Origin of the sequence: Acinetobacter bouvetii, from assembly GCF_902753875.1 — a bacterium.
Lineage (GTDB): Bacteria > Pseudomonadota > Gammaproteobacteria > Pseudomonadales > Moraxellaceae > Acinetobacter > Acinetobacter bouvetii_A.
Genome location: NZ_CADDTS010000004.1, coordinates 169,672 through 180,857, shown reverse-complemented (window position 1 = coordinate 180,857; position 11,186 = coordinate 169,672). Strand labels below are relative to the sequence as shown.

The 11,186-nt window shown below is 44.2% G+C and carries 9 protein-coding genes; 4 read left to right on the top strand and 5 right to left on the bottom strand.

The window, feature by feature from the left end:
• Positions 1–145: 145 nt before the first annotated feature.
• From pgsA to uvrC, 3 genes are all read right to left on the bottom strand, one after another.
• A complete protein-coding gene (pgsA, locus tag FB6_RS01165; RefSeq protein WP_174558239.1) occupies positions 146–733 on the bottom strand; it encodes a CDP-diacylglycerol--glycerol-3-phosphate 3-phosphatidyltransferase in 588 nt (195 codons plus the stop codon).
• Positions 734–841: 108 nt separating this feature from the next.
• Positions 842–1,636 (bottom strand): thioesterase family protein, encoded by a 795-nt coding sequence (locus FB6_RS01160; RefSeq protein WP_174558238.1) that lies wholly within the window; start codon positions 1,634–1,636, stop codon positions 842–844.
• Between the two features lie 112 nt (positions 1,637–1,748).
• Positions 1,749–3,548 (bottom strand): excinuclease ABC subunit UvrC, encoded by a 1,800-nt coding sequence (gene uvrC / locus FB6_RS01155; RefSeq protein ID WP_174558237.1) that lies wholly within the window; start codon positions 3,546–3,548, stop codon positions 1,749–1,751.
• Positions 3,549–3,753: 205 nt separating this feature from the next.
• On the opposite strand from uvrC, the gene FB6_RS01150 reads away from it, so the two are divergent.
• A complete protein-coding gene (locus FB6_RS01150) occupies positions 3,754–4,803 on the top strand; it encodes an AAA family ATPase (protein WP_174558236.1) in 1,050 nt (349 codons plus the stop codon).
• Between the two features lie 29 nt (positions 4,804–4,832).
• Here the strand turns inward: FB6_RS01150 and FB6_RS01145 are convergent, their stop codons facing one another.
• Together FB6_RS01145 and lpxO are read right to left on the bottom strand one after the other, a co-directional pair.
• The gene (locus FB6_RS01145) at positions 4,833–5,252 is read right to left on the bottom strand and encodes a PH domain-containing protein (RefSeq protein ID WP_174558251.1); all 420 of its coding nucleotides are present in this window, start codon (positions 5,250–5,252) and stop codon (positions 4,833–4,835) included.
• 534 nt (positions 5,253–5,786) lie between these two features.
• Positions 5,787–6,701, bottom strand: a complete 915-nt coding sequence (gene lpxO / locus FB6_RS01140; RefSeq protein WP_174558235.1) for a lipid A hydroxylase LpxO — start codon at positions 6,699–6,701, stop codon at positions 5,787–5,789.
• A gap of 474 nt (positions 6,702–7,175) precedes the next feature.
• Between lpxO and fadB the strand changes: the two genes are divergently transcribed.
• From fadB to FB6_RS01125, 3 genes are all read left to right on the top strand, one after another.
• The gene (gene fadB / locus FB6_RS01135; RefSeq protein ID WP_174558234.1) at positions 7,176–9,329 is read left to right on the top strand and encodes a fatty acid oxidation complex subunit alpha FadB; all 2,154 of its coding nucleotides are present in this window, start codon (positions 7,176–7,178) and stop codon (positions 9,327–9,329) included.
• A gap of 12 nt (positions 9,330–9,341) precedes the next feature.
• Positions 9,342–10,514, top strand: coding sequence for an acetyl-CoA C-acyltransferase FadA (fadA, locus tag FB6_RS01130; RefSeq protein ID WP_174558233.1), 1,173 nt, complete (start codon positions 9,342–9,344; stop codon positions 10,512–10,514).
• A 145-nt stretch (positions 10,515–10,659) separates the two neighbouring features.
• Positions 10,660–11,163, top strand: a complete 504-nt coding sequence (locus FB6_RS01125) for a glycine-rich domain-containing protein (RefSeq protein ID WP_174558232.1) — start codon at positions 10,660–10,662, stop codon at positions 11,161–11,163.
• The last annotated feature ends 23 nt before the right edge of the window (positions 11,164–11,186 follow it).

Here is an 11,186-nt window from a genome sequence, read left to right as displayed (position 1 = left end):
TCGGATGCTTATATTTCAGAAATCACTCAACGTTTGAATCATCGCCCAAGAAAAAGACTCGGATTTAGAAGCCCGAGTCAGGTATTATTCCAAGAACATGGTGTTGCACTTCAAATGCTAATCTAAGATTCTAACAATCTCGGCTTTAAGGCTGTTTTAAATACGGCCAAGCTGCTTTTAAATAAATAAACATCGACCACAATGTCAAAATAACCGCGGTATACAGTAAAAGATAAGCCAAGCTTTCTAGCGGATGCCAATTCAGTAAAAACACCGAAATCGCAATCATCTGGAAAGCCGTTTTATATTTACCTACTGTAGAGACAGCGACACTGGTACGTGCGCCTAATTCGGCCATCCACTCGCGTAAGGCTGATACAGTAATTTCACGTGAAATAATCACAATTGCGGCAAAGGCCATAGAAATACTCGGCTGCCATTGCACCAAAACAATCAGTGCCGCTGCAACCATGAGCTTATCTGCAACAGGATCTAAAAAACGGCCAAATGCGGACGTTTGATTGAGTGAACGCGCCAAATAGCCATCAAACCAGTCCGTTACTGCAGCAATCACAAAGATAGCCGTTAAAATAATGTGACGAGTCATATTTGTATCATGATCAGCAACACCAATGGCTGGTGGCCAATAAGCAACCAACAAAAACACCGGTATTAAAGCGATACGCGCCAAAGTCAAGATATTTGGAATATTCAGGATGCGACCTGTAGTCATAGACACCGCCAATTTTACCCCTTTATGTACAATGAAAAACCACACATATTTTGAGGATGGATTCATCGTTAATGAGAGTCACTTTATACGAATTGCTATAAAGTGTCACTAGGCAAACACGGTAACTGTCTGTCTGGAAATCGCAATCAGTCTGTTTTCTGCATCCCAAAGATGGGCGTACTCAGTGGAATACCCCTCTGCAGCATAGTCGGTAAATACTTTATATTTAAGCCAATCCTGCAGCTGACTGTTTAAAGGATGCACATAGGTCAAATGCCAGGTTAATGAGCTGGCCGGCGCCATCTTTCTAAACATGGGCAAGACTCCCGGCGGCCACATGTCAAAAGCCACCATCAAATCTGCTACGGTCATTTCTCTGTTCTCATGCAACTCGGGATTAAAACGCATCCAGCCGCTAAAATCCGGCTTGATACTGCCGGTACAGGGATATTGCCCTTCCGCCCATATTAAATCCATCTGCGCAAAACATTGGGGTGCCAAAGGATGATGCTCTGCTATTGTTAACTGTTCAGGCATTGGCAATTCAGGTGCCAGCCGTTCCTGTCGCACAGAGATCTCCGACTCGCGATGCGTACCAAAACTGGCAATCAGAATACTTTGCACGGCATCATCTTGCCACAGTCTCACTTCAACCGTGGTGACCGACTTGCCTTGACGTAAAATTTCAGCAGTCAGTCTGACTGGAGCTTCCTGAACCGGACCGACAAAGGTCACACTGGTACTCAGCAGCTGTTTTTTCGCATCTGCAACAGCGAGCAAGGCTTTTTGCATCATCATCCCGGCCACCAGCCCACCATAAATAGTGCGCCCCTGTAACCAGCCTTGCGGAATATTGACCCATTCATCCTGTTCAATTGCGGTAAATAATTGGCGCAGTGACATCCTTCGTCCTTGGAAATTTTGAATGGCTTCTATCTTTGATCGATTTTGAATTGTTGTGAATGATCAATGACTCATGCGTCAGTGAGCACTTTCGCCAATCTGTCCAAATTTATTATTCATGCAGCACTTTATAAATGGTACGGGCCATGACATCTCCCAAACCGGGAACCAGTTTCAGGTCATTCTCTGAAGCCTTGAGTACCCCCTGAATACCACCAAAATGGGTGAGTAAATCACGGCGACGTTTCGGTCCCAGTCCCGGAATCACTTCCAGTACCGATGAACCACGTTTCTTGTCGCGTTTAGCACGGTGCTTGGTAATGGCGAAACGGTGCGCTTCATCACGTACCTGTTGAATCAGATGCAGCGCTTTATGGTCCTCAGGCAACTGGATTTTGCTGCCATCGGTAAAATGCAAGGTTTCCAGTCCGGGTTTACGCCCCTCACCTTTGGATACCCCGACCATAAAGGCCTCCAGACCCAGCTCCTGCATCACTTCCATGGCCATATGCAACTGGCCTTTGCCGCCATCAATCAGCAGCAGATCAGGCAGCATGGCTTTTTTATAGCGACGGGTCAGTGCCTGACGCATGGCCGCATAGTCATCACCGCCGGTAATATCCTCAATGGCAAACTGGCGGTAATCGCGTTTACGCGCACCGCCGGCATCAAACACCACACAGGAAGCAATCGTAGCTTCGCCCATAGTATGTGAGATATCAAAACATTCAATCCGGTCAACCGGACGCCCCACCACCTGTTCCAGCTGATGAAAGCGTTCATTCAGTTCAAAATGATTAGCCAACTGCCCTTTAATAGCGTGCTGTACATTCATATTGGCCAGCTCCAGCCATTCGGCACGGGTTTCCCTGACCTTGTGCTTAATCTGAATTTTTTTGTCAAAATGCTGCTGCAAGGCATCTTCCAAATCTTTGTGGTCCGGAATTTCCACATTCACAATTAGCTCAGCTGGGACTTCATCAGCGACCTGAAAATAGAAGTTTGCGATAAAGTCCGAGAGCATTTGTCCCAGATCGTCACCCAACATATCCGGAAAATAGCTTTTACCACCCAGCATTTTGCCATTGCGCACATGCATGATCTGCACACTGGTCACCCCGGCATGATAGGCAATCGCCAATATATCGGCTTCACCCTTAACCTTATAAATCGCCTGCTGCGACTGCACATCACGTAAGAGCGCCATACGGTCCCGATAAAACACCGCCTTTTCAAATTCCAGTGCTTCGGCCGCCGCTTCCATTTTGGCAATCAATTCCTGATTCAGCTCCTTGGTATCGCCCTGTAAAAAGCGAATCGAATTTTTGACATCTTCCTGATAATCCTCAGGCGAAATCAGACCGACACATGGCGCGGTACAGCGCTTAATCTGATATTGCAAACAGGGACGTTTACGCTGTGAAAAATAGCTGTTTTCGCACTGCCGTACATTGAACAGTTTTTGCAGTACCACCAAGGTATCTCGCGCATTATAAGCGCTGGGATAAGGGCCAAAAAACTTGCCGGCTTGATGTTTGCCCTTGCCGCGCCCTGCAGCAATGCGTGGATAAGGCTTGTCGCTAGAAACAAAAATATAGACATAGGATTTGTCGTCGCGCAGCATGATGTTATACGGCGGACGATGCAGCTTGATCAGGTTCTGTTCCAGCAACAAGGCTTCAGTTTCTGAACGTACCACCAGTGTTTCAATATCATAAATCCGCGCCACCAATGCCTGGGTTTTGGGATGTTCGATGGTTTTAACAAAGTAGCTCGACACGCGGTTTTTCAAATTTTTGGCTTTGCCCACATACAGCAGTTCACCGTCTTTCCCCAGCATGCGGTACACGCCCGGTAAAGTCGTCATATGGGTTAAAATCTTTTCAATATGGTCGCGCGCGTTTTCGTTCACATTCAGCCTGATTTAAAATTGGAAGAGCTTTGCTACATGATGTGATGGTTTTTAGCCCATTTTCAAGCTGAATCATGTTTTTAGCCCCATCTGGCAACATTCTCGCAATTAAAAGTTCTAACAATCATTTGATTGCTAAAAGCTATAAGTGCCTGCGGATTATTTTGCTATGCTCAAGGAAACTGAGCAATTTGGATCAAACTGAATGACGACCGCCAATCACGCCATGCATATTGTCAAACCTGTCACCTCCACGCATAGCACATCTGAAAAAGATAAACTGATTGGTAAACCGCGTTTTCACTTTGAGCCGCAACAGGTGATGCAACTTTTGCATGCCCGGATTATTGGACAGGATGCTGCACTGCACGAAATTGAAAAAATGCTGCATGTGGTCAAGGCCGATTTTTCCAGTCCAGATCGCCCACTTTCCGTTACTTTAATGCTCGGCCCGACTGGTGTGGGCAAAACCGAAACCGTGCGCCTGATTGCCGAAGCGATTTATGGTCGACCGGATGCGTTCTGTCGTATCGACATGAACACCTTGGCACAAGAACACTATGCCGCGGCGATTACCGGTGCCCCTCCCGGCTATGTCGGTTCCAAAGAAGGTCATAGCCTGTTTGATGAAACCGCGATTGCCGGCTCACATACCCGCCCGGGCATTGTGCTGTTTGATGAACTGGAAAAAGCTTCCACCGAAGTGATTCGTGGCTTGATGAATGTGCTGGATACCGGAAAACTAACCTTAACCTCTGGCACCAAAACCATCGATTTCCGCAACTGCATGATTTTTATGACCAGTAATGTCGGTGCACAGGCAGCACAGCAATATCTGGATAAACTGAATTTCTTACCGAAGAAAATGCAGGCTATTTGCCTTAAAAAATTGCCGACAAAGAGCATTATTGAAAAGATCATGTTCCGAAAATTCGATCCGGAATTTCTTAACCGGGTTGACCGGACCTTGCATTATCAGGCAGTACAAGATGATGCTTTGCCAAAACTGGTTGCCATTGAACTGGACAAACTGAATCAGCGGTTACAACATCAACAGCGCAGTGTCATTTTAACCGATGCAGCACAAGCCCATTTCTATCAAGGCCATGATATTCGCTTTGGTGCACGGCATCTGGCACGTAAAATGCGCACTGAACTGGAACCGATTTTAGCCGTGTATTTTCTCAGTTATCCTGAAAAATCCACCATATGTCTAGATTGTCAAAATGGCCATTTGGTGGTCAAGCCTGAATAATTCAGGCTGACCTCTCGCTCGAATGCAGGCTATTTGCAGTTTTGTTCCAGACAGAGTGCTTGAATAAAACCGGACTGATCTTTGGGTGACACCAGCACAAATGTGTTGCTGCCCGCTTTCAGATAATCAATTTTTAAACGGTCTAAAGATAAAGCCGGTGAAGACACCGAATTGCTAGTCGTGGAGACTTTTTGAATATCACTGCGTTTAATTTTCCAGGTCAGAAACAGGCTGTGAATGGTTAGATATTCTTGATCAATCACATAGCGGGTATTGAGCAATGGCCACCAAATCAGCATCACGGTAAGCGCATAGACCAGCACATACAGCAGATTTTGCTCCCAGGTTCCTTTGTAATATTGCGTGATAATCAACTGGATCAACAGGCCGGACATGGCTATCACAAAGCCTAAAACCCACCAGTCAATTTTTGAACGAAACTTTTGTATGATTTGCATGAACATTCCCCCAATATTCTGATTTCATTCTATACACAAAAGAGCGTAAAACAGATTTATTTAGCTTCATTTTCATTATAAAAAACAGGCATCAACGTAGGCATAAAAAAACTCTCCTGAAGTACGGTTGCTCCATAATTTTGCTCAGGACTTTTTTGAAAAAATGGTTAATTTCAAATTAAAATCATATAAATGTATTTTTATAAAGTTGTTTTACAATCATTTTATTTAAATTAGAAGCTTTCACTGCCGCAATTTTTCAATCAAATCAACAGGCATTTGTGTAGGCAAAGCCTTACTTTTGAAAGGCCAAAATGAGAACCTCAAAATATATATTGAGTTCGCAAGAAAATCCTTTGTTACCCACACACAACATCCTGAGCCAGTTTTAAGCACTGCTTTAAAATGCAGCGCAAGGGGTGGGTAACGTGTGGCATCCCTGCCACACTCATGCATCTAAAATTTGCTTAAATTAAACTATAAAAAAACGCCCGGAAGGGCGTTTCAATACATGAATCAATCCACTTAAAAGACATAAGGACGGATAAAAATCAGGAAGAAAATCCCTAGCATCAGGAACCATTTCAGGAAGTAATACAACTGACGGTTGCTTTTCTTCAATGCTTTGGCCTTGATCCGAAGTTGATAGACATAACCAAAGACCTTGTTTAAGCCTCCTGTCTTGTCGCCCGCTTCATTCGGAGAACTGGCAGCCGTCATCACATTTTTACCAAACCAGTGATTAAAGCGTTCCATCCATGTGGTGGTTAATGGACGTTCCACATCGGCGAAGAAAATAATCCGGTTCTGGTCGGTCTTGTTTTCAGCATAGTGAATATAGGTTTCATCAAATACCACACTTTTACCATCACGCCATGAATACTTTTGTCCATCAACATCAATGAAGCAACGGTCATCATTTGGCGTTATTAACCCCAGATGATAACGCAATGAACCGGCATAAGGATCACGGTGACGTACCAAACGGCTGTCCGGTGCCAGCTCGGTAAACATGGCAGCCTTAATGGTCGGTAAGGTTTTCAATAATGCGGTAGTTTTCGGGCACAATTCTGCGGCAGAAGGATGAGCCGATTCATACCATTTCAGATAGAAACGCTTCCAGCCTGTTTTAAAGAACGAGTTAAAGCCAAGATCATCATAACTGCTGGATGCCTTGATGCCGCCTTGAGCATAGAGGGCTTGCGCTTCATCACGAATCATTTCCCAGTTTTCATCCAGCACCTGCAAATCCTTAAAATGCTGGGTATCAATATAGGGCTGATTCGGCACTTTCGAGAACATATACATCAGAAAGTTAATTGGTGCGAGAATGGTCGAATGGTCAAAAAATTGACGATAAAATGAATGACGCACTTTACCTCGATTCTGAATATATAAGGCAGATATGACAAATATTGCCAATACAAACCATTTAAACATAACTTTACCCGGAAGTTTTCAGGTCAATATACCTGTAGAGACATAACTATTTTTAAAAACTGATTATATCAAATTCCAAAATTCAGCGTACTTTACTGATCGGATACTGGCTCAAAGCCACACTTGTGATGAATAAGAAACGAGCTCAATTGACATTTTTGACTAAAAAGACGGGTAGAAAATACTTGCAATAATCCACTCATTCCCAATATAAATAAGTGCAATATAGGTAAAAAGGTGAATTGAAACATCAGTTTCAGTCTACACCACTACATAACCTTCAATAAAAAGCACATGACACTCAGGATAAAATCTTAAAAAATTGATGACCCTAGCGTCACGGCTTGATACAACTTGTTATGTTGTTTTTGGATATAGTTATCGTAAGATTGGCGAAGCATAAATGTGCGCGGGAAAGGCGTACATGCTTCACAACATCAACTTAGAAGTCCTCCAAAATAAAGGAGATCAGGCATGATCCACGCTGGCAATGCCATTACCGTCCAAATGCTTTCGGACGGAATTGCAGAATTCCGCTTTGACTTACAAGGTGAGTCGGTCAACAAATTTAACCGTGCAACAATTGAAGATTTTAAAGCTGCCATTGAAGCTGTAAAAGCTGATAGCGCGATTAAAGGTTTAGTTGTTACTTCAGGTAAATCAACATTTATCGTTGGCGCAGACATCACTGAATTTGGTGAAAACTTCGCTCAAGGCGAAAAAGCGATTGTGGATTGGGCTTTGCCTGTTCACGACATCTTCAATGCATTTGAAGATTTAGAGATTCCTAAAGTTGCTGCCATCAATGGTATGGCATTGGGTGGCGGCTTTGAAATGTGCTTGGTCTGTGACTACCGTGTCATGTCAGAAGCAGCTCAAGTCGGCCTTCCAGAAATCAAACTGGGCATCTACCCTGGTTTTGGTGGTACTGTTCGTTTAAGCCGCGTGATTGGTATCGACAACGCAGTTGAATGGATGGCAATGGCTGCGCCTAAGAAACCTGCTGCTGCACTGAAAGACGGTGCTGTTGATGCGGTTGTGGCTGCTGATAAATTACAAGACGCTGCTATTGACCTAGTTAAACAAGCTCTTGCTGGCCGTGTAGACTGGAAAGCGAAACGCCAAGAAAAATTAGACCCTATTAAATTGAACCCGCTTGAACAAATGATGGCGTTCAATACGGCAAAAGGTGCAGTACTTGCGAAAGCAAACCCTGCGCAATACCCTGCGCCTAAACTTCTTCTTGATTCATTACAGGCAGGTGCAAGCCTTCCACGTAACGAAGCGCTAAAAGTTGAAGCTGAAGGTTTTGCTAAAGCTGCGGTCACTCCACAAGCTGGCGCGTTGATCGGTTTATTCATCAACGACCAAGTGGTGAAGAAAACTTCGAAGAAATATGAAAAAGGTGCACATCCTGTAAACCAAGCCGCTGTACTTGGCGCGGGTATCATGGGTGGTGGTATTGCTTACCAAGCGGCAAGCAAAGGCACACCAATCATCATGAAAGACATTGGTAATCCGCAACTTGCATTGGGTATGAAAGAAGCGAATGGCTTGTTAACAAAACAAGTTGAACGCAAGAAAATGAAACCTGCGCAAATGGGTGAAACCCTTGCTCGCATCCGCCCAACTTTAAGCTACGATGAGTTTAAAGAAGTGGATATCGTGATTGAAGCGGTAACTGAAAACCCGAAAGTGAAAGGCATTGTATTGGCTGAAACTGAGAAGAACGTTCGTGACAACACGATCATTGCTTCTAACACTTCAACCATTTCAATCACACGTCTGGCTGAAAACCTGCAACGTCCTGAAAACTTCGTGGGTATGCATTTCTTCAACCCGGTACACATGATGCCATTGGTAGAAGTCATTCGTGGTGAGAAAACTTCTGCTGAAGCAATCGCGACTACTGTGGTTCTTGCTCAGAAAATGGGTAAAACACCTATCGTTGTGAACGACTGCCCAGGCTTCCTTGTGAACCGTGTATTGTTCCCTTACTTTGGTGCGTTTGACCTTCTTCTTAAAGACGGTGCAGACTTCCAGCAAATCGATAAAGTAATGGAAAAATTCGGCTGGCCAATGGGTCCTGCTTACCTGATGGACGTTGTGGGTATCGACACAGGTGTTCACGGTGCAGAAGTGATGGCTGAAGGTTTCCCTGACCGTATGAAACCGGACTTCAAAGGTTCAATTCAAACCATGTATGAAGCAAAACGTTTGGGCCAAAAGAACGACGTTGGTTTCTACAAATATGAATTAGACCGTAAAGGCAAAAAAGCCAAAGTGGTTGATCCAACTGCTTATGAGCTTGTTGCTTCTGTGGCAACTGCGGAAAAACGCGAATTCGATGCTCAAGAAATCATTGACCGCATGATGCTGACTTTCTGTAACGAAACTGTTCGTTGCTTAGAAGACAACATCGTTGCAACTGCTTCTGAAGCAGACATGGCGATGATCATGGGTGTAGGTTTCCCTCCATTCCGCGGTGGTCCATGCCGTTACATCGACCAAACGGGTGTTGCTGAATACGTTGCGCTTTGCGACAAATACGCTCACTTAGGTAAGGCTTATGAAGCGCCACAAATGTTGCGTGACATGGCTGCTAACAACAAAAAATTCTACGGTTAAGGAGCAACGCGAATGGCTACTTTAAATCCGCGTGACGTTGTCATCGTTGATGGTGTACGTTCAGCAATGGGTAAAACCAAAAACGGTATGTTCCGCAATGTACGTGCTGACAGCTTGTCTGCTGAATTGGTTCGTGCATTGGTTGCTCGTAACCAGTTTGATGTCAACGAAGTTGAAGACGTGATCTGGGGCTGTGTTAACCAGACTCTAGAACAAGGTATGAACATTGGCCGTAACATTGCGTTATTGGCTGATCTTCCTAAGACTGTTGCAGGTCAAACCGTGAACCGTCTGTGTGGTTCTTCTATGCAGGCAATCCATACTGCGGCTGCGCAAATTGCGACAAACCAAGGTGATATCTTCATCATTGGTGGTGTAGAGCACATGGGCCACGTAGGTATGATGCACGGCATCGACCTGAACCCTGAAGCGTCTAAGCACTATGCAAAAGCGTCTAACATGATGGGCTTAACCGCTGAAATGTTAGGTCGTATGAACGGTATTTCTCGTGAAGAACAAGATGCGTTTGGTGTTGAATCACACCGCCGCGCTTGGGCTGCAACGCAAGAAGGTCGTTTCAAAAATGAAATCGTGGGCGTTGAAGGTCACGATGCAAATGGCTTCAAAATCCTGTGCGACATCGACGAAGTGATTCGTCCAGATGCTAACCTTGAAGCGTTCCAAGCTTTACGTCCAGTATTCGACCCGAAAGGCGGTACAGTAACTGCTGCAACTTCATCTGCTTTGTCTGATGGTGCTTCTGCAATGTTATTGATGTCTGCTGAACGTGCTCAAGCGCTTGGTCTTAAACCGCGTGCTGTCATTCGTTCTATGGCAGTTGCAGGCTGTGACGCTGCGATCATGGGTTATGGCCCAGTTCCAGCGACTCAAAAAGCGCTTAAACGTGCTGGCTTGTCAATCTCTGACATCCAAACTTTTGAGTTGAACGAAGCGTTCGCTGCACAAGGTTTGTCTGTTCTTAAAGGCTTAGGCATTTATGACCAGCAAGACCGTGTGAACCTGAACGGTGGTGCGATTGCGCTGGGTCACCCATTGGGTTGTTCTGGTGCACGTATCACAACGACTTTACTGAACGTTATGGAACAGCAAGATACACAAATCGGTCTTGCGACTATGTGTATCGGTCTTGGTCAAGGTATCGCGACTATTATCGAACGTGTTTAAGATTTAAATACTGAGATAAAAAAACCCCGCTTATTGCGGGGTTTTTTGTCCCCACTATGTCCCTTTTTAAACACATTCAAAATGTCATTATCCTTTTCGTAGACATACCAACTACACAAATTATTAAACACGAAAAGGAAAAGTCATGACTAATTTAGCAATTAATTTAACAACAGATTCAACTTTACAAGGAGCCATTTTACCTACCTCTATCGAAGCTCTGAATTTTGATAAATTAAAGCTTAAGCTTACATCTAGCAATGAAGCGATTATGTCCAAAGAGGTATTTCATTTTGCTGAACAAGAGTACAAACGGTTTTTAGCTCTAAAATACTTCTATCCAAAAGAAACACTTGTACCTAATAAACTAGTAGATGAATTCTGGCATGCCCATATTTTAGATACACGCAGTTATCATATGGATTGTTTGAAAGTTTTTGGCGCTTACATGCATCATTATCCATATTTTGGGATTCATGATGAGTTAGACCAACAAAATTTAGAAAGTACATTTAAACGAACTAAGGAATTATATGAGATTTGGTTCGGCCCATATCCAGACTTCACAAGAGCAGCAAGATGTGGAGATGATCATGCTTGCCATGCTCCATCCAGTTGTGCCTGTCGTGTTCCTGGAGCATGCAAATAACCTAATAAGGGAGCTTTTTGCTC

Excerpts from the sequence above, each read along its gene's own strand:
- fadA (WP_174558233.1), top strand. The coding sequence starts at position 9,342 with ATGGCTACTTTAAATCCGCGTGACGTTGTCATCGTTGATGGTGTACGT.
- lpxO (WP_174558235.1), bottom strand. The coding sequence starts at position 6,701 with ATGTTTAAATGGTTTGTATTGGCAATATTTGTCATATCTGCCTTATAT.
- FB6_RS01125 (WP_174558232.1), top strand. The coding sequence starts at position 10,660 with ATGACTAATTTAGCAATTAATTTAACAACAGATTCAACTTTACAAGGA.
- FB6_RS01160 (WP_174558238.1), bottom strand. The coding sequence starts at position 1,636 with ATGTCACTGCGCCAATTATTTACCGCAATTGAACAGGATGAATGGGTC.
- fadB (WP_174558234.1), top strand. The coding sequence starts at position 7,176 with ATGATCCACGCTGGCAATGCCATTACCGTCCAAATGCTTTCGGACGGA.
- pgsA (WP_174558239.1), bottom strand. The coding sequence starts at position 733 with ATGACTACAGGTCGCATCCTGAATATTCCAAATATCTTGACTTTGGCG.
- FB6_RS01150 (WP_174558236.1), top strand. The coding sequence starts at position 3,754 with ATGACGACCGCCAATCACGCCATGCATATTGTCAAACCTGTCACCTCC.